At 52.7% G+C, this 21878-nt stretch carries 16 protein-coding genes and 1 pseudogene; 3 read left to right on the top strand and 14 right to left on the bottom strand.

The window, feature by feature from the left end; genetic code table 11:
• The first annotated feature begins 389 nt into the window (after nt 1–389).
• Nucleotides 390–1364: a porphobilinogen synthase gene (gene hemB, locus NA986_RS10970; protein ID WP_000130728.1), complete on the top strand. Its 975-nt coding sequence runs from the start codon at nt 390–392 to the stop codon at nt 1362–1364.
• 103 nt (nt 1365–1467) lie between these two features.
• Here the strand turns inward: hemB and prpE are convergent, their stop codons facing one another.
• From prpE to prpB, 4 genes are all read right to left on the bottom strand, one after another.
• On the bottom strand, nt 1468–3354 hold the full coding sequence (prpE, locus tag NA986_RS10965; RefSeq protein WP_001539265.1) for a propionate--CoA ligase: 1887 nt from the start codon (nt 3352–3354) through the stop codon (nt 1468–1470).
• Between the two features lie 40 nt (nt 3355–3394).
• The gene (locus NA986_RS10960; RefSeq protein ID WP_000107076.1) at nt 3395–4846 is read right to left on the bottom strand and encodes a bifunctional 2-methylcitrate dehydratase/aconitate hydratase; all 1452 of its coding nucleotides are present in this window, start codon (nt 4844–4846) and stop codon (nt 3395–3397) included.
• A 39-nt stretch (nt 4847–4885) separates the two neighbouring features.
• Nucleotides 4886–6055 carry a bifunctional 2-methylcitrate synthase/citrate synthase gene (prpC, locus tag NA986_RS10955; protein WP_001285878.1) on the bottom strand — a complete coding sequence of 390 codons (1170 nt, stop codon included), beginning with the start codon at nt 6053–6055 and terminating at the stop codon, nt 4886–4888.
• 110 nt (nt 6056–6165) lie between these two features.
• Nucleotides 6166–7053 (bottom strand): methylisocitrate lyase, encoded by an 888-nt coding sequence (gene prpB / locus NA986_RS10950; RefSeq protein WP_000052223.1) that lies wholly within the window; start codon nt 7051–7053, stop codon nt 6166–6168.
• 265 nt (nt 7054–7318) lie between these two features.
• On the opposite strand from prpB, the gene prpR reads away from it, so the two are divergent.
• Nucleotides 7319–8944, top strand: a complete 1626-nt coding sequence (gene prpR, locus NA986_RS10945; RefSeq protein ID WP_070793888.1) for a propionate catabolism operon regulatory protein PrpR — start codon at nt 7319–7321, stop codon at nt 8942–8944.
• 135 nt (nt 8945–9079) lie between these two features.
• Here the strand turns inward: prpR and yahO are convergent, their stop codons facing one another.
• On the bottom strand, nt 9080–9355 hold the full coding sequence (yahO, locus tag NA986_RS10940) for a DUF1471 family periplasmic protein YahO (protein ID WP_000848026.1): 276 nt from the start codon (nt 9353–9355) through the stop codon (nt 9080–9082).
• A gap of 231 nt (nt 9356–9586) precedes the next feature.
• Here yahO and NA986_RS10935 point away from each other — a divergent pair, with 231 nt between their 5' ends.
• Entirely contained in the window at nt 9587–10219 is a 633-nt protein-coding gene (locus NA986_RS10935) for a LysE family transporter (RefSeq protein WP_000433131.1), read from the top strand.
• 40 nt (nt 10220–10259) lie between these two features.
• Here NA986_RS10935 and foxA read toward each other — a convergent pair whose 3' ends face one another.
• From foxA to NA986_RS10890, 9 genes and pseudogenes are all read right to left on the bottom strand, one after another.
• A complete protein-coding gene (gene foxA, locus NA986_RS10930; protein ID WP_109138296.1) occupies nt 10260–12368 on the bottom strand; it encodes a ferrioxamine B receptor FoxA in 2109 nt (702 codons plus the stop codon).
• A 145-nt stretch (nt 12369–12513) separates the two neighbouring features.
• Complete coding sequence (foxR, locus tag NA986_RS10925; protein WP_000074609.1) at nt 12514–13518, bottom strand: ferrioxamine uptake transcriptional regulator FoxR; 1005 nt, start codon at nt 13516–13518, stop codon at nt 12514–12516.
• Between the two features lie 95 nt (nt 13519–13613).
• Nucleotides 13614–13806 (bottom strand): annotated as a pseudogene (locus NA986_RS10920) (hypothetical protein).
• The gene (locus tag NA986_RS10915; RefSeq protein ID WP_305954967.1) at nt 13725–13910 is read right to left on the bottom strand and encodes a DUF2474 domain-containing protein; all 186 of its coding nucleotides are present in this window, start codon (nt 13908–13910) and stop codon (nt 13725–13727) included. The pseudogene NA986_RS10920 and the gene NA986_RS10915 overlap by 82 nt, the downstream one beginning before the upstream one ends.
• Nucleotides 13856–14866: a cytochrome d ubiquinol oxidase subunit II gene (cydB, locus tag NA986_RS10910; RefSeq protein ID WP_000151047.1), complete on the bottom strand. Its 1011-nt coding sequence runs from the start codon at nt 14864–14866 to the stop codon at nt 13856–13858. The genes NA986_RS10915 and cydB overlap by 55 nt, the downstream gene beginning before the upstream one ends.
• The gene (locus tag NA986_RS10905) at nt 14863–16266 is read right to left on the bottom strand and encodes a cytochrome ubiquinol oxidase subunit I (RefSeq protein ID WP_000393711.1); all 1404 of its coding nucleotides are present in this window, start codon (nt 16264–16266) and stop codon (nt 14863–14865) included. The genes cydB and NA986_RS10905 overlap by 4 nt, the downstream gene beginning before the upstream one ends.
• Before the next feature lie 116 nt (nt 16267–16382).
• Nucleotides 16383–16484, bottom strand: a complete 102-nt coding sequence (gene ssaA, locus NA986_RS10900; protein WP_000934834.1) for a small effector SsaA — start codon at nt 16482–16484, stop codon at nt 16383–16385.
• Between the two features lie 276 nt (nt 16485–16760).
• Nucleotides 16761–19733, bottom strand: a complete 2973-nt coding sequence (locus tag NA986_RS10895; protein ID WP_077957189.1) for a type III restriction-modification system endonuclease — start codon at nt 19731–19733, stop codon at nt 16761–16763.
• 9 nt (nt 19734–19742) lie between these two features.
• Entirely contained in the window at nt 19743–21701 is a 1959-nt protein-coding gene (locus tag NA986_RS10890) for a site-specific DNA-methyltransferase (RefSeq protein WP_023217007.1), read from the bottom strand.
• Nucleotides 21702–21878 lie beyond the last annotated feature (177 nt).

Genomic DNA, 21878 nt, shown 5'->3' with positions numbered 1-21878 from the left:
CCTCAGTCCGGATTCGGACATGAATTAAAAAGACGTAATAAAAGGAAGTTTTATAATTGAAAAGCATTCTTTTTCATGACCTTACAAGAAAATAAAAAAACAAAATACATATAAGATAAATATAGATTAAAGAAAAACAAAATAAACATGAATAATGTTAAAACCCACATTTACTTAAATGACGATGAAATAAAACTAAAAACAACGTAAAACTAATTCTTATTTAAAATGATATAGTGCCTGAGGTATTAATCTTCGGTATATAAAAGAAGCGCCATGTTCTGCCGCCGCCGGGGCTGCGCCTGCTACGTTAAGGACCGTTTTCGTAAAACATCTGCCTGCAGATTCAGGTATACTGGGCCTTCGATTCCACAAACATCAGGCAGACCATGACAGACCTTATCCATCGCCCTCGCCGCCTGCGCAAATCCGCTGCGCTGCGCGCTATGTTTGAAGAGACAACACTTAGCCTGAACGACCTGGTGTTGCCGATCTTTGTTGAAGAAGAACTCGACGATTACAAAGCTATTGATGCCATGCCCGGCGTAATGCGTATCCCGGAAAAGCAGCTGGCGCGAGAGATTGAACGTATCGCAAATGCTGGCATTCGTTCCGTTATGACCTTCGGCATTTCTCACCATACAGATGACACCGGCAGCGATACCTGGAAAGAAGACGGTCTGGTGGCAAGAATGTCCCGCATCTGTAAGCAAACCGTGCCGGAGATGATCGTCATGTCCGACACCTGCTTCTGCGAATACACCTCGCACGGCCACTGCGGCGTGTTGTGCGAACACGGTGTGGATAACGATGCGACGCTGGCCAACCTCGGCAAGCAGGCCGTTGTCGCGGCGGCGGCTGGAGCAGATTTTATTGCGCCCTCCGCGGCAATGGATGGACAAGTCCAGGCTATCCGCCAGGCGCTGGATGCCGCCGGTTTTACCGATACGGCAATAATGTCCTACTCCACTAAGTTCGCCTCTTCTTTCTACGGCCCCTTCCGTGAAGCAGCGGGTACCGCGTTAAAAGGCGACCGCAAGACGTATCAAATGAATCCGATGAACCGCCGTGAAGCGATTCGCGAATCACTGCTCGACGAAGCCCAGGGCGCGGATTGCTTAATGGTGAAACCGGCCGGCGCGTATCTGGACGTGCTGCGTGAAATCCGCGAACGCACAGAGTTGCCGCTTGGCGCTTACCAGGTGAGCGGTGAATACGCCATGATTAAATTTGCTGCTATGGCTGGCGCCATCGATGAAGAAAAGGTCGTGCTGGAAAGTCTGGGCTCGATTAAACGCGCTGGCGCCGATTTGATTTTCAGTTACTTCGCGCTGGATCTGGCTGAGAAAAATATTCTGCGTTAATTCTGTTACAGGGCGGCGCGCTGCCGCCCTTTCCCGACTTTACACCCCACTATTCAGTCGCAAACGCTAACCCGTTGCCGGACGCGGCTTATCCGGCTTACGGCTATTCCTCGATCGCCTGGCGAATTTGCTGCAACGACGCGGGATCGTCAATGGTTGTCAGATCGCCCGGATCGCGGCCTTCGCAGATCGCCTGGATCGTGCGGCGAAGCATCTTTCCGGAACGCGTTTTGGGGAGCTGCGAAACAAACCAGACATGCGCCGGACGACCAAAGTGACCGATTTGGTTGTCCACCAGCGCCATAATCGCGTTTTCCTCGTCGCGCGCCGCCTCGCGATCCGCCAGCGTATCGCTCTGCTTCGGAATGACAAACGCCACCGCCACCTGCCCTTTCAGAGCGTCCTTTATCCCCACTACCGCCACTTCCGCTACGTTCGGGTAACTGGAGATACTTTCTTCTATTTCTCGCGTCCCCAGCCGATGACCCGCAATATTAATCACATCATCGGTACGGCCCAGAATAAAGTAATACCCCTCGGCGTCGCGGATTCCCCAGTCGAAGGTGGCATAAACCTGACGGGCAAACAGCGACCAGTAAGTCTTCACAAAACGCGCATCGTCGCCCCAAATAGTCTGAATACAGCCCGGCGGCAGCGGCCCTTCAATCACCAGCATTCCCTTTTCATTTATGCCGCAGGGCTCGCCGGTGACTTCATTGAGTAGCTGGACGTTATAACCGTACATCGGCACGCCGGGACTTCCCAGACGCGACGGCCTGTCGTCCAGCGCGCGGGCCAGCGCCATGATCGGCCAGCCGGACTCCGTCTGCCAATAATTGTCGATGACCGGTACGCCCAGCGTCTCCGTCACCCAACTGGCCGTCGGCTCGTCCAGCGGCTCACCGGCCAGATAAAGCGCCTCCAGCGAGGAGAGATCGTGATTGCGGATTTGCGCCGTCGGGAATTTTTTCAGCACGCGAATCGCGGTCGGGGCGGAAAACATCCGGTTAACCTGGTATTTCTCGACAATTTTCCACCAGACCCCGCAGTCCGGGTACGTCGGCAGTCCTTCATAAACAATAGTCGCCATGCCTGCCAGCAGCGGAGCGTAAACAATATAGGAGTGGCCGACGACCCAGCCGATATCCGATGCGCAAAAGAATACGCCGCCCGCCTTGCCGCCAAAAATGGTGTCCATCGAGGTTGCCAGCGCCACCGCATAACCGCCGACGTCGCGCTGGACGCCTTTCGGTTTGCCGGTAGTGCCGGAGGTGTAAAGAATGCACGAGGTTTCATTGGATTCCAGCCACGCCACCGGCACGCTCGCACCGAGATGCTGCTGGCGCAACGTGGCAAAATCCAGATCGCGCCCATCCACCCACGCCATTTTCGCCAGCCCTCTGTCCACCAGCAGAACGTGTTTCGGCTGATGCTGCGCCTGCGCAATAGCGTCATCAAGCAGCTTTTTATACGGCAGGATTTTACCGCCCCGCGCTCCAGCATCCGCCGACACAATCAGCGCCGGTCTGGCATCGTCAATGCGCGCCGCCACGCTGTGCGAGGCAAAACCGCCAAAGACCACCGAATGGATCGCGCCAATGCGCGCACAGGCCAGCAGGGTTATCTGCGCTTCGGCAATCATCGGCATATAGACCAATACGCGATCGCCACGCTGCACGCCCAGCGACAGCAGCATAGCGGCCACAGCGTTGACTTCATCATGCAACTGGCTGAAGGTAAATGTACGCTCTTCATCGGTCTCTGATGAGACGGCAATCAGCGCCAGCGCCTCCGGCTGTTTATCCAGCCAGCGGTCGACGGCGTTATGACATAAGTTAGTGGTGCCGCCGCAAAACCAGCGGGCAAACGGTGGACGGCTATGATCCAGCGTCTGCGTAAACGGCTGTCGCCAGTCGATACGCCGGGCCTGCTCGGCCCAGAACGCCTCCGGTTCGTTAATGGAACGCTGATAAAATTCGCTAAAAGACATCACGCTCTCCTGTTGAACTTACGCCTTGCTGCTGGCTGGCTCAGATGACATATAAATCGAGGTATTCGTTAACCGGCATCTGCTCCAGGCGGGCTCTGTCCAGGGAGACATCCAGAATGCGTTGCTGCTGGCGAGTCGGGAACTGACGCGCCAGGTTAATTTTAAATTTTTCGATAAGCTTCGGAATACCGTCGGCGCGGCGACGCGCATGACCAATCGGATACTCCACGACAACCTCGCCAAAGCGTGAGCCATCAGTAAACTCCACGGTGATCGCATTGCCGATAGCTCGTTTTTCCGGGTCGTGATAGTCGGCGGTAAAAGCCGGGTCCTCATAACACACGATTTTCTCGCGCAGGGCGTCAATACGCTTGTCCTGCGCCACCTCGTCTTCATAATCCGCCGCGGTTAACCGTCCGAACAGCAGCGGCACGGCGACCATATACTGGATACAGTGATCGCGGTCCGCCGGGTTATTGAGCGGACCTTTTTTATCGATAATGCGGAGACAGGCTTCGTGGGTGCGGATGGTCACTTTCTCGATATCCGCTGCCGTTTTGCCCGCGGCCTGCATCTGCTCATACAGCGTCATCGCCGCTTCGACGGCGGTTTGCGAGTGGAATTCTGCCGGGAAAGAAATTTTGAATAGCACGTTTTCCATCACGTAGGAGCCGTAAGGACGCTGGAAACGGAACGTTTCACCTTTGAATGAAACGTCGTAGAAGCCCCAGGTTTTGGCGGTGAGCGCCGAGGGATAGCCCATCTCGCCGGTTTTCGCCATCAGCGCCAGACGTACCGCGCGCGAAGTCGCATCGCCCGCTGCCCAGGATTTGCGCGTACCGGTATTCGGCGCATGACGATAAGTGCGCAACGACTGCCCATCCACCCACGCCAGCGATACCGCGTTGAGGATCTCATCGCGCGTCAGCCCCAGCATTTCAGCGACCACCGCGGTCGAGGCCACTTTGACCAGCAGCACATGGTCAAGCCCGACACGGTTGAAGGCGTTTTCCAGCGCGATACAGCCCTGAATTTCATGGGCTTTGATCATCCCGCTCAATACCTGTTTCATGGTCAGCGGCGCTTTGCCGGCGGCGACGGCGTTGCGTGACAGCCAGTCCGCAATCGCCAGAATACCGCCGAGGTTATCGGAAGGATGGCCCCACTCGGCGGCAAGCCAGGTATCGTTAAAATCGAGCCAGCGGATCATCGCGCCAATGTTAAAAGCTGCCTGTACCGGATCGAGCTGAAACTGGGTGCCCGGCACGCGTGCGCCGTTGGGCACCACCGTGCCTGGCACGATTGGCCCAAGCAATTTTTTACAGGCCGGGTATTCCAGCGCTTCCAGACCACAGCCGAGCGTGTCGAGCAGGCAGTAATGCGCAGTGTCGTACGCCACCTTTGAGGTGATGTCGTAGTTCATCACGTAATCCACGATATCGACGATTTCGCGGTCAAATTCCGGGCGGATGTTCAGTTCTTGGGTAGACATAGGGTACGTTTCCTGCGTTTTATTTTTAATAAGAGTGAGTTAGCAACGATCGTCTATCGAGACAAACGGACGATCTTCCGGCCCGGTATAATTGGCGGAAGGACGAATAATTTTGTTGTCCTGACGCTGTTCAATAATGTGCGCCGCCCAGCCGGTAACGCGGGCGATGACAAACAGCGGGGTGAACATTTCGGTAGGGACGCCCATCATGTTGTAGGAAACCGCCGAAAACCAGTCGAGATTCGGGAACATCTTTTTGGTCTCCCACATCACCGTTTCCAGACGGTCGGCGATGTGGTACATCTTCAGCGAGCCGCCTTCTTCTGAAAGCTGTTTCGCCACCCGTTTAATCACCTGATGGCGCGGGTCGGCGATGGTGTAAACCGGATGTCCAAAGCCAATCACCACCTCTTTGTTTTCCACGCGTTTACGGATATCCGCCTCTGCCTCGTCCGGCGTTTCATAACGCTGTTGAATTTCCAGCGACACCTCATTCGCCCCGCCGTGTTTCGGGCCGCGCAGCGCGCCAATCGCGCCGATAATCGCGGAGTAGACATCCGAGCCGGTCCCGGCAATCACCCGACTGGTAAACGTCGAGGCGTTGAACTCATGCTCGGCATACAGCACCAGCGAAATATGCATCGCCTTTTCCCAGCTTTGGGTTGGCTTTTCACCATGCAGCAGATGCAGGAAATGGCCGCCGATGGAATCATCGTCGGTTTCCGGCTGAATACGTTCGCCGTTGTGGCTGTAGTGATACCAGTAAAGAAGGATAGAGCTGAGCGAGGCCAACAGCTTATCGGCAATATCGCGCGCGCCGGAGACGGTATGTCCCTCTTTTTCCGGCAGGGTGCAGCCCAGCGCGGAAACGCCGGTACGCATCACGTCCATCGGGTGCGAAGCCGCCGGTAACGCTTCCAGAACGGTACGGACATTGGCGGGTAATCCGCGCAGCGCTTTTAATTTGCTTTTATACGCGTTCAGCTCGTCGCGGGTCGGTAATTTTCCGTGGATCAGTAAATGCGCGACTTCTTCAAATTCGCAGTGCTCCGCCAGATCGAGAATGTCGTAACCGCGATAGTGCAGATCGTTACCGCTTTTTCCCACGGTACACAGAGCGGTATTTCCGGCAGGTACGCCGGAAAGCGCGACCGATTTTTTAGGCTTAATGACATGGTTATTATTTTGCAGGATCGTGGTGTCGCTCATAGTGTCCTCGTCATTTTTTTAATGTGTAGGGTATTGAGGCGTGTAAGCCGGATAAACGTAGTACCATCCGGCATTGCCTGATGGCGGCTTCGCCTTATCAGGCCTACAGGCTACGATTTTTTATTCCTGTACAGCGCGTCCAGCTTCTCTTCGAACTGGTAGTAATTGATGCTTTCGTACAGCTCGTTACGAGTCTGCATGATGTCGATCACGTTCTTTTGCGTCCCTTCCTGGCGCAGCACGGTATAGACTTTTTCTGCGGCGCGGTTCATGGCGCGAAACGCCGACAGCGGATAGAGCGCCATCGCCACGTTTGCGCTGCGCAACTCGTCGGTCGTAAACAGCGGCGTCGCGCCAAACTCAGTGATGTTGGCGAGGATCGGCACCTGCGCCACGTCGGCGAACTGGCGGTACATCGACAGTTCGGTGATCGCCTCCGGGAACAGCATGTCAGCCCCCGCGTCCACGTAAGCCTGCGCGCGATCGAGAGCCGCCTCCAGCCCTTCCACCGCCAGCGCATCGGTACGCGCCATGATCACAAAGTTCGGATCGGTGCGCGCATCCACTGCCGCCCGAATTCTGTCTACCATCTCCTCTTTCGAGACGATCGCTTTGTTGGGACGGTGTCCACAGCGCTTAGCGCCAACCTGGTCTTCAATATGCAGCGCGGCGGCGCCCGCTTTGGCTATGGACTTTACCGTCCGCGCGACATTAAAGGCGGAGGAGCCAAAGCCAATATCCGCATCCACCAACAGCGGCAGCGGGCAAACATCCGTGATGCGCCGGATATCGGTTAACACATCATCCAGCGTCGAAATCCCCAGATCCGGCAGTCCGAGCGAGCCCGCCGCTACGCCGCCGCCAGAAAGATAGATAGCCTGATACCCGGCCCGTTGGGCCAACAGAGCATGGTTGGCATTAATAGCGCCGACAATTTGTAATGGATTCTCTTTAGCGAGCGCGGCGCGAAATGCCTGCCCCGGCGAATGTAAAGACATATCTCGTCCTCATGTTAGTAAATTGTTACTCAGAATGTATTCACCAAAGCAAAGGCTATGCCAGGCAAAGAGGCTGCGAGAAAATTAAATACAATGAGATTTAAAAACAGGTGATTACAGTCATTCCTGTTATGAATAAGCGCGATTAAGGGAAAAGAAAAACGTGTCAGCTAACGTTTCATGAAACGAATCACCCTGTTTCATTGCAACATTTATGAAACATGTTTAAAACAAAAAATCGCCCCTTAAAGATGAGCCTACTGCGATGACGACTGCTCACAGCGCTCCGCGCGATAATAGCGATAAACCGGTGATCTGGACGGTCTCCGTAACGCGTCTGTTCGAACTGTTTCGGGATATCAGCCTGGAATTCGATCATCTGGCGACCATCACGCCTATTCAACTCGGCTTTGAAAAGGCGGTGACCTACATTCGCAAAAAACTGGCGACCGAGCGCTGCGACGCGATTATCGCGGCGGGTTCGAATGGGGCCTATTTAAAAAGCCGCCTGTCAATACCGGTGATCCTCATCAAGCCCAGCGGATTCGATGTATTACAGGCGCTGGCGAAAGCGGGAAAGCTCACCTCGTCTATCGGTATCGTGACCTATCAGGAGACCATTCCGGCTTTACTTGCCTTTCAGAAAACGTTTCACGTCCGTCTTGAACAGCGAAGCTATGTCACCGAAGAGGACGCGCGCGGGCAAATTAACGAACTTAAGGCCAACGGTATTGAGGCCGTCGTCGGCGCGGGATTAATTACCGATCTGGCGGAAGAAGCGGGTATGACCGCCATCTTTATTTATTCCGCGGCGACCGTTCGTCAGGCTTTTCATGATGCGCTGGATATGACCCGTCTGACACGGCGACAGCGCGTGGATTACCCATCCGGCAAGGGATTACAAACCCGGTATGAACTGGGCGATATACGCGGCCAGTCGCCGCAAATGGAGCAGCTCCGCCAGACGATTACGCTCTATGCCCGCTCCCGTGCGGCAGTGCTGATTCAGGGGGAAACAGGGACCGGAAAAGAGCTGGCGGCGCAGGCGATTCACCAGACGTTTTTTCACCGCCAGCCTCACCGTCAGAATAAGCCATCCCCTCCCTTTGTCGCCGTCAATTGCGGCGCGATTACCGAGTCATTGCTGGAGGCGGAACTATTTGGTTATGAAGAGGGCGCGTTTACCGGTTCACGACGAGGAGGCCGGGCGGGGCTATTTGAAATCGCACACGGCGGCACGCTGTTTCTGGATGAAATCGGCGAAATGCCCTTGCCCTTACAAACCCGACTTTTGCGCGTACTGGAGGAAAAAGCCGTCACTCGCGTCGGCGGACACCAGCCGATCCCGGTGGAGGTCCGGGTGATCAGCGCTACGCATTGCGATCTGGATCGGGAGATAATGCAAGGACGTTTTCGCCCCGATCTCTTTTATCGCCTGAGTATTCTGCGTCTGACGCTTCCTCCTTTGCGCGAGCGGCAGGCTGATATTTTGCCGCTGGCGGAAAGCTTTTTAAAACAGTCGCTGGCGGCGATGGAAATTCCGTTTACCGAATCGATACGTCATGGATTGACACAGTGTCAGCCGCTTTTGCTGGCCTGGCGCTGGCCCGGTAATATTCGCGAACTGCGTAATATGATGGAGCGCCTGGCGCTTTTTTTAAGCGTCGATCCCGCGCCAACGCTGGACAGGCAATTTATGCGGCAGTTATTACCTGAGCTTATGGTGAACACAGCAGAGCTGACGCCTTCAACCGTGGATGCGCACACGTTACAGGATGTACTGGCGCGCTTTAAGGGCGATAAGACCGCGGCGGCGCGTTATCTGGGGATTAGCCGCACCACTCTGTGGCGTCGTTTAAAAGCAGGTGCCAAAGACCAGTCGGATAATTAAGACAAATGACAGCGTCCTGAATGCCTGATGGCGCTACGTTTACTGCAGGCCGTCATCCGGCAAAACGGATGCCGGTTGCCTGGAATAAAAATACCCGCCGGAAACCCAGGCGGGTATTTTTATGATGCAACGCTTTTATTTCTTTTTATAAATATCAGCCGTACCATGAATTTTATTTTCTGTCTGCCCGGACGTCAGCACCACCACATCCGCTCCTTTTTCATCCGCCTTTTTGATTAAATCTTCTCTGGCGTCCAGCGGCGACATTTCCCCGGTGGTGGAAATCGTGCCAATTTTCGTGTATTCGGAGGCGACTTTATCAAAGTCCGTTTTTTTCATGATTTCTGCGGCATAAACGTTTGTCACGACAAACGCTAATGCGCCAAGCATAACCTTGTAGCCAGTTTTCATAGCAAAACCCTCGTTTTATTATTACGCCATCATCGCTTTATCAGAACAAAAAGGCCGTTCGGACTGATTAAATAAGTAGTGTAGATTGCTGGAAAAATCCAGTCAGCCCCCGCTCAGTCGGCGTAACAACGCGGATTAAAACGCCCCTGCTTTGTGATCTCACTCGCAATCATCTGGTTTGACTATTAATAAGATGAACGTTATTTCTTGAGGCTATGGGAAGAGTTGTCTATGGAGCCGTTTCATGCCGTTGTGCTTACCGTCAGTCTGTTTGTGTTAACCTTTTTTAATCCCGGCGCGAATCTGTTTGTGGTGGTGCAAACCAGCCTCGCATCAGGACGCCGGGCGGGAGTCATCACCGGCCTGGGCGTCGCCACGGGAGACGCCTTTTATTCCGGGCTGGGGCTTTTCGGTCTGGCGACGCTCATTACGCAATGCGAAGCGGTATTTTCTCTTATCAAAATTGTCGGCGGCGCCTATTTATTATGGTTCGCCTGGAACAGTATTCGCCACCAGGCGACGCCGCAAATGAGCACGCTCCAGACGCCGATTGCCGCCCCGTGGACAATTTTCTTTCGCCGGGGATTAATGACCGATTTATCCAATCCGCAAACCGTACTGTTTTTTATCAGTATTTTTTCCGTAACGCTTAGCGCAGAAACGCCCACATGGGCGAGGTTAATGGCCTGGGCCGGAATTGTGCTGTCATCCGTTATCTGGCGTATTTTTCTCAGCCAGGCCTTTTCGCTTCCCGCAGTCCGCCGCGCTTACGGGCGTATACAGCGCATTGCCAGCCGTGTTATCGGCGCCATTATCGGGATGTTTGCGCTCAGACTTCTCTATGAAGGCGTGACGCACCGCTAATGTTTGTCCGGTAGCCTTTGCTACCGGACGATAAGCGTTATCAAAACGCCCATGAAACGCTGCCTACAATGCTACGCTCGGCGCCAAAATAACAATAAGAGAGCGAATTACAGGCAGCGACATAGCGTTTGTCCGTCAGATTATTTATGTTGAGCTGGGCGCTCAAGCCATTTAACCCAATGCTGGATAAATCATACCCAACCACCATGTCGACCAGTGTATAGGACGGCAACGTGTGGGTATTCAGGCGATCGCTGGTCACGCCGTTGACGTACCGAATGCCGGAGCCCAAAGTCAGCCCCTCTAACAGACCGCTTTTCACATCGTAACTTAGCCAGGCGCTGGCCTGGTTTCGTGGAGCATAAACCGCGCGCTTACCCTGCTCTTGCGGGCTACTTTTCTTATAACGGATATCAGTATAGGTATACGCCGCCTGCAAACGGACGCTATCCGACAAATGGCTAATGGCCTCCAGTTCCACCCCTTTAGACTCAATTTCACCAATCGAGCGGTACGGATCGGTAGGTTCTTCTTTGGTCGCGATATTTGTCTGGTTAATACGATACACGGCGGCGCTAAACTGGCTATTCCCCCCCAGCGGTTCGTATTTTACCCCCGCCTCCCACTGCTTGCCTTTCATCGGTTCCAGCACATTGCCGTTTTCGTCGGCGAAGCTGGTCGGCGTAAACGCGGTAGAATAACTAAGATAGGGGGCGACGCCATTGTCGAACAGATAAAGCAACGCGGCACGGGTGCTGACGTTGTTTTTATCGAGATCGCTGCGTGAATCATGAAGTTTGTCGATGTTAGACACGCTGACCCGATCGTAACGACCGCCCAACGTAAAGCGCCAGCGATCCCATGACATCTGATCCTGTAAATAGTATCCGGTCTGCCGCAGCTTATGTTTTTCACGGCTATACAACGTAATGTAATCCGGCTGAGCGCCATAAACAGGGCTGAAAGCGTCAATCGGCGGAAACGCGCCATAATAGCCAGTAGTATGATTACTGCGATCCTGATAATCGATCCCCACCAGCAGACGATGATTAATCGCCCCGGTATCCACGCTGCCGTCGAGCTGATTATCCAGCGCGATAGCCGACATTTTCTCCCCGGAGCCGGAATAGCCGCGATTCAGCGCCGTTTCATTCAACCAACCTGCGGCATAGACCTGATTCAACGTCACTTTGGTATGCAAATAGCGCAATTTTTGCCGTACCGACCAGCCGTTATCGAACAGATGCTCAATGTTATAACCCACCATATTTTCACGGCGATCGTATTTGTCGTAGTCATCTTCACCTTCAAAGAAAGTGTTAGAAATTTTTCCGCCGTTATAAGGTACAACCGTGCCTTGATAAGGCAGTCCGGAGTGGCTACCGCCTTCCGGATCACGGTGCAGATAGGCCATAAGATCAAGACGCGTCCGATCGGTAATTCGCCAGGTCAGGCTCGGCATCAGCGCATAACGTTCCTCTTTCAAGGGGGTAAACTGCGAATCGGCGTAACGTGTCATGCCGCTAAGACGCGCCGCCACACGTTCATTGTCATCCAGTGGGCCGGTCACATCAAAAGCCGCCCCGCGCTGGTTGTGATTGCCGGCAAACAGCTTCACCTCTCCCCCGGCATCAAACGCCGGTTTTCGCGACGTCAACGCGACAATGCCGCCTGGCGATGAACGTCCATACAGAACGGACGCCGGGCCGCGTACCACCTCGATATCTTCCAGAAACCAGGGGTCAATCACCAACGAACTGTGCGAATTGGTGTCGCCCATCATTTTTAACCCGTCGAGATAGACGTTATCCAGACTACCGTCCGAAAAACCACGCAATACGATGTAATCAAAGCGGTTAGAGGCGCCTATCTGATTACTGTATACGCCTGGGGTGTAGCTGACCGCCTGACGCACGCTGGTTGCGCCCTGCTCTTCAAACTGCTGGCGGGTAATAATGGATACCGACTGCGGCGTTTCAATATCTGGCGTCGCCAGCTTGGTCGCGCCACTCTGAACGGGCGAGGTGACAATGACGGTATCATTTTTTGTGGTTTCCTGGGCAGAAAGAGGAAAAGTCGCGCCGCCGATAGCTCCGCCTATCAATAGCGCCATACGCGTTGTCGCAAACATGAACATCTCCAAAGGCATCTTTATTGTAAATAAGAATTATTACCTTTTAGAGATGACGGACCACTATGCGTAACGCCAGATTGCCTATGCGCAATGATAAAAAATCACCCAAAGCGGCAGAAAACCGGGTTAGCGGCGGATATTACCGTTCTGGCGGGGCGCGTTACGCACAGTGGCGGGACGCCGTCAGAGACGCGTCACGCAGCTCGCCGGGCGAGCAGCCATAACGCCGACGAAATGCCGTCGCAAAGTTTGTGGCATGTTGATAGCCTGACATCCAGGCGGCCTGCTGCACGCTGTATCCCTCCATCAGATAACGACGCGCGCGCGCCAGGCGGCAATCGCGCAGATAATCAAACACGGTACACCCATAGGCATGGCGAAACTTGCACCGCAGGCTACTTGGACTCATTGCCGCCCGACGCGCCAGTTCGTTCAGCGTGTAGGCTTTTTCCGGCGTCTGCTCCAGTAAACGCCGAATGAGCTCCAGCCGCTGGTATTCACCGGTGACGGGAAGCCCGCGTTTTTGCGTTGCGGGCTGACATAGATTTAGCGCATAGCCCAGCAATTGCAGCATGATGCCTTCCAGCATTAACTGGCGTGACGCCGCATGAGGTCCGGGCTGCTGCGCATAACGTAGCCCTGAAAGCAGAAACTCCGGCACCTGCCAGACCCTCGCCGAGGCCGCGCTACGTTCCCACTCGTCTGCCAGCGAGACAGGCAAACGCTCCCGCCACCCGCCGTCCGGGTACATTCCCAGCGATAAGGTGCGCAATTTGCTGTCTGCGCCGTGATGGGCGCGTATCGTCTGCTGCTCACTCAGTTGAGAGCAAAACGCCATCCCCGCGCTCAACAAAAAGGTCTGCTCATTGACAGCCAGCGCAACGTTACCTTCCAGCACCACCAGCATATACAGCGGACTGCTATGGCGAGAGGTGGTTTCATAAGGTTGTAACACGTGAACATCCGAGCGTGTAATGCAAATCCCGCCGGGAAGCGCTATCTCTTCGATATCGCCATGAAGTACGGGACTACTCTGCGTATACTGCGGTAACGCAGGGAAGCGGTAATCAATGCCATAACGCTCGCCAAACGCGATGAAGTCGCTGACGGAAAAGATCTTTTTCATCGCCGGGGCGGCGGAAGAGTGACAGGAGATCGGAGACATTATCAATACCGTTTATCTGCGTTATACCAGAGCGTTAGCCACTGTGTAACCATATCACTGCGGCCCGGGAACGACAATAAAGATGAGAATAATTATCAACCGCTGTTGAGGGGAGAGATAAGGCGAGCAAAGGTGATCGATAAACGCCGATCTGTCGATAAAAACGCGCTTTCGCGAGAGACGAAAGCGCGTCCGGGGAGTATCAGTCAGGAGCGAAATCCTGCGGAGGTCATGAGCAGTCTGAATAACATTCCGACGCCCGCCAGCAGAAGCACGCTGGCGCACCATATCGCGACCATCCATACGACTCGCCGCGACCATTTTTTCACTTTAACCATCAGTGATATCCCTCTCCATGTCGCACTTTTCCACGGAAGACGTAGTAGCTCCAGAAGGTATAAGCCAGAATAATCGGGATGATTATCAGCGCCCCAACCAGCATAAAGCTTTGACTTTGCGGCGGCGCGGCGGCGGCATACAGCGAAATATCCGGTGGAATAATATTCGGCCAAATACTGATGCCTAACCCGCTGAACCCCAGAAAAATCAACCCTAGCGTGAGAATAAATGGACGCGCATGGGATTCTGGTTTTTTCACGCTGCGCCATAGCCAGACGCTAAAAGCCAACACCAGCACAGGCACCGGCAGGAAGTAGTATAAATTGGGCAGCGTGAACCAGCGCTCGGCGATGTCGTCGTGGGTGAGCGGCGTCCACACGCTGACGCCTCCCATCACCAACAACAAGACGATCAACAACGGGCGCGACAGCGCGCACATCCGGCTATGCAGCGGATCTTCGCTTTTCATAATCAGCCAGGTAGCGCCCAGCAGCGCGTAGGTGACAACCAGACCGACGCCGCAGAACAGATTAAACGGCGTCAGCCAGTCAAGCTGCGAACCGCTAAAGGTTCGCCCTTCCACCTGAAAACCGCTCACCACCGCCCCCACCACAACCCCCTGGGCAAAGGTCGCCAGGATTGACCCGACGATAAAGGATTTATCCCAGAACGCGCGATGCGACTCGGTGGCTTTAAAACGGAATTCAAAAGCGACGCCGCGAAAGATAAGACCAAGCAGCATAACCACCAGCGGGATAGTCAGCGCGTCGGTGATGACGGCATAAGCCAACGGGAAAGCGCCAAAAAGCCCGGCCCCGCCCAGCACCAGCCAGGTTTCGTTCCCGTCCCATACCGGCGCGACCGAGTTCACCATAACATCGCGATCGTGTTTATCGCGAATAAACGGAAACAGGATACCGACGCCCAGATCGAACCCATCCATTACGATATACATCAGCGTGGCGAACACGATAATAGCAAACCAGATAACCGGAAGATCGATGGTCATTCGCGTTTCTCCTGCTCAAGCGATTCTCCCACGGCAGAGATAGGACGCGCGGGTCTGCCATCGGTTTCAGCGGTCGGTGTCTCCGCCGGCTGCGGCCCTTTCTGGATAAGGCGAATCATATAAATATAGCCAACCCCAAAGACCAGGGAATAGACCACAAAGAAGGCCAGCAAACTGATGCTCATCTGCAAGGTGCTGTGCGCGGAAACCGCATCACGCGTTCGCAGCAGGCCATAAACCACCCACGGCTGACGTCCTACTTCAGTCGTCACCCATCCGGCAAGGATGGCGATAAGCCCGGACGGCCCCATCCAAAGCGCAAAGTGCATAAAGGGCCGCGAATGATACAGGCGGCGTCGGTAGCGCAGCCACAGGCTGGCCAGCCCCAGGAAGATCATCAGTACGCCCATGCCCACCATCAGACGGAAAGACCAGAACACCACGGTAGAGTTGGGGCGATCCTCTTTGGGATAATCTTTTAGCGCAGGCACCTGTTTGTCCAGGCTATGCGTCAGGATCAGACTGCCCAACGCCGGGATCTCAAGCGCATAGCGGGTCCGTTCCGCCTCCATATCCGGCCAGCCTACCAGCGTAAGCGGCGTTGGCTCGCCGGGCGTATTTTCCCAGTGCCCCTCAATCGCGGCAATTTTGACCGGCTGATGCTTCAGGGTGTTAAGGCCGTGCATATCGCCAATCAATGCCTGAACGGGCGCCACCACGACCGCCATCCATAACGCCATCGAGAACATACGGCGGATAGCCGGCGTATCGTTACCTTTCAGTAAATGCCAGGCAGCGGACGCGCCGACAAACATCGCGCTACTTAAAAACGCCGCAACGGACATATGCAACAGGCGATACGGGAACGACGGGTTGAAAATCACCGCGAACCAGTCCACCGGGACCACCTGACCGTTGTGAATTTCAAATCCCTGCGGGGTATGCATCCAGCTGTTAGACGCCAGAATCCAGAACGTCGACATTAACGTGCCCAACGCCACCATACAGGTAGACAAGAAATGCAGGCCCGGCCCGACTTTGTTCCAGCCAAAAAGCATCACGCCTAAGAATCCCGCTTCCAGGAAGAATGCGGTGAGCACTTCATAGGTTAATAAAGGCCCGGTGATACTGCCGGCGAACTGGGAGAAACCGCTCCAGTTCGTTCCGAACTGGTAAGCCATGACCAGACCGGAGACCACGCCCATCCCGAAGTTGACGGCAAAAATTTTGAGCCAGAACTGATAGAGCGAGCGCCAGACAGGATTACGCGTTTTTAGCCATAGACCTTCCAGTACCACCAGGTAACTGGCTAAGCCAATCGTAATCGCGGGGAAAATAATATGAAAAGAGACGGTAAAGGCAAACTGGAGTCTCGCTAAAAAGAAGGCATCAAACTCCATGTTCCCTCCCGTTTATATATAGTCACTTCGTGTAAAATATTCACTGTTCGCAACCAGGTTGAAACGAAACGGTTATTTTCCCCAAACGTAAAAACGTCGGGGAATATCCAGATAAATTACGATTTTTTTTGCGGCTGGCTGTCAGGCTTATCGCCCGACTCTGGCGCTTCGGAGGGGTCGTCTTTTTCGACAGCGAAACGGTAGTATCTATTTAGCATAACATGTCTCCCTTAGTTACATTCACTTGGCAATATCTACCTGGCCGTTATAAAAATAACGGCAAAACAAAAAAACAGCGTCTTCAAGACTATTTGCAATTTCAGCAAAATACGCTTAGCTGAAAGTTAAGAATAGACGTAAAACGATAACCTTCAAGTCAACGCGGTTTACGGGACGGGGGATTAGCACAGGGAGAATGACCGCAACGCTCGCTGCGCGGCGGCCATTTTATATGGTCTATCAAAAAGATAACCGTTAAGGTCCATTCAAACCCGTTAGTTTGCCTTCCCCTCAATCAAGCCATTGATCGTAGAAAATACCGCCGGCGCGCTGGTCGCTTCCGCAAACTCGACATTGATATTTTGCCGACGCAGCATATCGAAGAATTTACGTTGCGCATCAAGAATAACCTGATCGCCTACGCGCATATTTTCTGCTTTAGTTTCAACCAGTAAATAAACGCTGTCGGCGTCCTGACGCTCAATACGGTACACAAAATCCGGCGTAGTAGAGCCCCCCGTATATTTGGGGATCTGAATGGCCCGCTTAGGCAGTTTGCCAAACACAGAAACCTGTTGCGGATAATCGTATTTTAATAGCGGCAATTCTGGATCGACGCTGTCATAACGCAACGGCGGTATTTGATAGAGAGAACGAGGATCGTCTATCGCATTCTCATCCACATTTTTCCCCACAATTTCAGCGCTAATCTCCTCTCTGAACTGCCGTGCCGTGGAATCAAATACCGACGTTGAAGCCTGGAAGTCGAGAGGCAGATAATCGTGGCGCTGCGCAAAATGCGCATTAATCCGCGTCTGTAATGCGCGGGTCATATTGTCCAACGAGATCTCGCTTAAATAGCGTGAATCTCCGTGCAAAACATCACGCAGCATCGCCATTAACACCGGGTGCAGGACGTTAACCGGCAGACTGGTGCGTAACGCCAGTTGCTTAAGAAAATGGCCATATTTCATGCCCGCCATAAATTCGCTGGCGGCTAATTCGCCTTCCCGCTGCGCCACTTCAAAACGGCCATTATCTTCATTCGATACCAGCCGTTGTTGCACCTGGCTTGGCTTCTGGCGTATATACAGCGCCGGATCGCGCAGCACCTCGGCGGCAATCTGTTCCAGAGAAGCGCCGCTACGCTCGAATTGCAGCATATAACGGCGGGAAAACTGCTCCCAGATACTGCTAAGTTGTTCCCAATTCTCTTTGCGTAACCTGACTCGCAGTCGGGAGGCGGGCTTATTGTCACGAATGCGATCCGCTCGCACCCGCGCCTGCGTCAGCTCAGGGTAGAACTCCAGTAGCCACGCAAAACCACTTTTGGTTTCCCCGTTAAGCGTGACGCTGGGTTTAAACTCATTACTCCGGTTGATCAGTTTTTTATCATCCAGATCTTCCAGCAAACGAAGCTCCGTAAACGCAGGATCGACTTTTTGCCGCTCGGTGACGATGAGAGTGATCATCGCCTCATCCAGTTTCTGCTCGTTAAGCTGAACTTTGCTGTCGCGATTAATCTCATCAACCAGCATACTGGCAAACGCTTTTTCATCATAACCAATCAGAAACGACAGTCGGGACGGCCACTCTTCCTGATGAACGCGATGGCCGTTTTCATCTACCGGTAGCCGCAGGCCGCGCCCCACTTCCTGAATTTTGCTCGACTCGCTACCGGAAGAACGTAATTTAGCAATGACAAAAACATTCGGGTTATCCCAGCCTTCGCGAAGCGTCCATTTTGAAAACAGAAAGCGGCGCGTTTCCCAGTTGCCGTGATGGTCTGAAAAACTGAGCAACTTCTCTTTATTTTTCAGAATATCATCTACCTCAGCCTGGATCGCCTCATCGCCGCTTCCGCGGTCTTCGCCAAAGTAACCAGCGTGGACGTTTTGGTTATCCGAGTGCAGGCTGGCGAGCGTGGCCTGCAGAAACGACAGATACTCCACTTCTCGCGGCAGGGTCTTGCGCTGATACTCGTCAATCAGTTGCGTCAGTTTCTTTTTCAGCAAACGCTCAAAAGTGACTTTCAACCAGCCTTCGTCATCACGATAGCTTTTAATACTGTCAATAAAGAAAAGGCTTAAGGTCTTAATACGCGGGGCATTATTTTCTGGCTCATTGCTGCGTAAGAAATTTGCCTGCTCGGTATCAAAATGCTTATCAATGGCTTCCTGAATAATCAGTTCCTGGTAGCTCGCGCCAAAGGTTCCTGGCACCAGCGCCATCCCTGCCTCCAGCTCCAGATCGTTCGACAACATTTTACTGCCGGCATATTCGATACTGCCTTCAAATCCTGCATCGACATCGGCGAGATTTTCGCCCACGCCAACCTCGGCAATTTTGCTCCCCCGTCGGAGGATTAATTTCTTTGCCGTGACGCTGTCAACGATATAACGGTTGTTGGCCTGTTCCTCGGGGAGATTCGGGTAATAAATATCAATACCTTTCACCAAACCATCGTTAAAACTGTCCACCGCGTTGAGATCAAACTGCGGTTGCCGGCGATAGTAATCTTTACGTACACATTTATTTTTACCCTTACCTTCTACAATATCCGGGAAGGTAGCGCCAAAGCGGACGATCATTTGCGGCTGAATAGCCTGAATCGCTCGATAAAATTTGTTATCTCGCGCAAAACGATGCGGTTCATCAATAATGACCACCGGTCGCGTCATTTGCAGCCCTTTAACAGGCGACGTCAGCCCACCCAGTAGCGTTTGATCGTAATCGTCTCGCGTCATACTGGCGGAATTGAGCATTTGCGCATTGATCAGCAAAACCTGAATCGTATGGCTATCACGACGGCTGGCATCAGTAAAACTTAATAGCTGGGCCGGAAAATTTTTACGCCCCGACTTTACTTTAAAATCACCGGCGTTAATGGTGCAAAGTTCCATCCGCGTATTTTCGTAGAACTGTGAAAAATGCTGTCTGGCGTAATCGCTGGTGATAAAGTTCCGCGCGCCTTCTTTAATGGCTGGCGTCGGCACCACCAGCACAAATTTGAAGAGGCCATACTTCTGATGCAGTTCATACATCAACCGGGTATAGACATAGGTTTTGCCCGTCCCGGTCTCCATTTTAACGTCAATATTGGCCTTATCGTCGTAACGTTCCTTAATCAGCGGATTAGCATAGTGATTATGATCGGCTTGCGCGTGATCGATACCGGTGAAACTCGCCAGAATCGCCGCTAACGCCTGTTCCTGATGGGGAAGTTCTTCCAGTAAAATATTCATCATCATCCCCTCTTAATAACGCTTCACCAGGTTCACTTTTTGATCAAGCTGTTTTAAGCCGATTTCCAGTTCACGAATGGATTCAAGGTCGAAAGAGTAGCCGTAAATGACAATGGTCTGAACCGGAAGCTGGTGCGTACCAATGTGGTTGAGAAGATCGCGGGTCTGCTCGGTTCCCCATCGTTCATCAATCAGATACAGGCGCGTATTATCAACATACCTGGCGCAATAGCCGGAAAAATCAACGGTCTGTACGTCAATATCCATTTTATAACCATCGGCGACCAGCCATGTCGTTAATAAGGTCTCTTCGCCGCTTGCGCCGCCCGGCACGCCCAATCCTCTGGCGGAAAAAGGATTGATCATGTCGGTAAATCCTGACTCGGTAAAAGCGGCCAGTTGACCGCTGGTATTGATAAAATGGCCGGTAGCAATATCGAAGCTATCCAGATCGTCCAGCGTCTGCTGTGTCGGAGTGGCAAAACGATAATGTTTAAAACCGAGATCGCTATTGGTTGCGGGATTGTTGGCGCGGATCTTCGCCGCAACGCGTGTAATTCGCTCGCGGCTGATTTCATCAATAGTGTTATAACCTGCTTTTTTCGCGATAGTGTTATTGCTTAATGCCTGATCGATAGTACACAGAATAAACGTGCGTTGCCCCCCATCTTCTTCATTCAGCGCCATCACCGCATGGGCCGTAGTGCCGGAACCGGCAAAAAAGTCCAGGACGACGCCGTCTTTATCGATAGCGAGCTTGATGATTTTCTTCAATAATGCGGTCGGTTTCGGCGTATCAAAAACGTTGTCGCCGAAGAGATCCAGAATCTCCTTTTTCCCCTCTTTATTCGACGCTACGTTATCCCAGTAATTGGTCGTTGGCTGCCCCTTACTGTGATGCGCGTACATGACTCGCTGGGGAATACCGACGTTATCTTTGCCAAAATAGACCAGATTATCGGCCACCAGTTTTTGGTAACTGGCTTCAGGATAAGCCCATAGTCTTTCGTGTACCGTACCGTTCGGCGTGGTAATTTTATAGGTATAGCCGCCGCCGCTCAGCCCTTTTGACACCGTTAACGGCACCGGTCGCCATTTCCCTTCTGGAAACTGTTCGGTCGGTTCTTTATAGGATTTCTGAATATACTCTTTAGAAAGCGGTTCTAAACGTAAAGCGCCCTGACCGGTTTTGGCATAAACAAGAATGTATTCCCCCTGGATGGAAACGTTATCAGAGTCGTTAGAAATCTCTTTTTTGCGCTTCCACATCACATTGGTGACAAATCCGCCTTCGCCAAAAATCTCATCCATCATTAATTTAAGATTGGCGTACTCATTATCGTCGATAGAGATAAAAATAAATCCGGTATCTTTCAGGAGCTTCCTGGCCAGGAAAAGACGCGGATACATGAAAGATAACCACGCGGAGTGCGTCGATTTACCCTGAATGGATTTTAAACGTGCCAGTTCAGTATCATTAAGACCAAACATATCCTGCAACGCCCGATCGCTATATTCAAAATGATCGGGATAGACAAACCCGTCCGATCCGGTGTTATAAGGGGGATCGATATAGATCATATCGACGGTATCGGCGTAATTATTTTGCAGATGGCGTAACACATCCAGATTATCTCCGGTCAGAAAAAGATTATGGCTGTTTTTATTTTCTGCCAGAGTATTGTGTTCCACGTCAGGAACGATAACGGTAACGGATTTTTCACCCGCCTGTTTTTTTGCGTAATCTTTGCCAATAAAATCAATCTGATAACCGCTAGTCAGCTCATCAATATTACGCGCTTTCAACGCGCGCTCAAATTTGGCGAGATCAAATCCGCCTTTCGCGATCAGTTCGCCCTGCTCGTTATAGCGATCGGCGGTAAAAAATTCCGGTAATGCACGTTGTAACTCAGACAGAAAGGCGCTATTCGGGGCAACAGACTCGTTGTGTTTTTGGTTATCTTTCAACATGATATCTTCGCTCCGTTGATAATTTTAAGGTGCAGCAATCAATTTCTTATAAAGAAAAAAGTAAGCGATGATTGTAATGGTCACGAACGGCAGATGCCATCATTAACCTTTGTTGTTCGTTGAAAGGGCGTGAAAACGACGGGAGGAAGGCGTGCTCCCGGCGACAGTATGCGCCAG

Origin of the sequence: Salmonella sp. NW177 (genome assembly GCF_051811585.1) — a bacterium.
Lineage (GTDB): Bacteria > Pseudomonadota > Gammaproteobacteria > Enterobacterales > Enterobacteriaceae > Salmonella > Salmonella enterica.
Note: the sequence above shows the minus strand (reverse complement) of the source record. Positions and strands in the feature narration are given on the sequence as shown.

Coding starts and splice junctions, on each gene's coding strand:
- NA986_RS10905 (WP_000393711.1), bottom strand. CDS start 16,266: ATGGAGTTTGATGCCTTCTTTTTAGCGAGACTCCAGTTTGCCTTTACC.
- yahO (WP_000848026.1), bottom strand. CDS start 9,355: ATGAAAACTGGCTACAAGGTTATGCTTGGCGCATTAGCGTTTGTCGTG.
- NA986_RS10935 (WP_000433131.1), top strand. CDS start 9,587: ATGGAGCCGTTTCATGCCGTTGTGCTTACCGTCAGTCTGTTTGTGTTA.
- cydB (WP_000151047.1), bottom strand. CDS start 14,866: ATGACCATCGATCTTCCGGTTATCTGGTTTGCTATTATCGTGTTCGCC.
- NA986_RS10890 (WP_023217007.1), bottom strand. CDS start 21,701: ATGTTGAAAGATAACCAAAAACACAACGAGTCTGTTGCCCCGAATAGC.
- hemB (WP_000130728.1), top strand. CDS start 390: ATGACAGACCTTATCCATCGCCCTCGCCGCCTGCGCAAATCCGCTGCG.
- prpC (WP_001285878.1), bottom strand. CDS start 6,055: ATGAGCGACACCACGATCCTGCAAAATAATAACCATGTCATTAAGCCT.
- NA986_RS10895 (WP_077957189.1), bottom strand. CDS start 19,733: ATGATGAATATTTTACTGGAAGAACTTCCCCATCAGGAACAGGCGTTA.
- ssaA (WP_000934834.1), bottom strand. CDS start 16,484: ATGCTAAATAGATACTACCGTTTCGCTGTCGAAAAAGACGACCCCTCC.
- foxA (WP_109138296.1), bottom strand. CDS start 12,368: ATGCCTTTGGAGATGTTCATGTTTGCGACAACGCGTATGGCGCTATTG.
- prpE (WP_001539265.1), bottom strand. CDS start 3,354: ATGTCTTTTAGCGAATTTTATCAGCGTTCCATTAACGAACCGGAGGCG.
- NA986_RS10960 (WP_000107076.1), bottom strand. CDS start 4,846: ATGTCTACCCAAGAACTGAACATCCGCCCGGAATTTGACCGCGAAATC.
- foxR (WP_000074609.1), bottom strand. CDS start 13,518: ATGTCTCCGATCTCCTGTCACTCTTCCGCCGCCCCGGCGATGAAAAAG.
- prpB (WP_000052223.1), bottom strand. CDS start 7,053: ATGTCTTTACATTCGCCGGGGCAGGCATTTCGCGCCGCGCTCGCTAAA.
- prpR (WP_070793888.1), top strand. CDS start 7,319: ATGACGACTGCTCACAGCGCTCCGCGCGATAATAGCGATAAACCGGTG.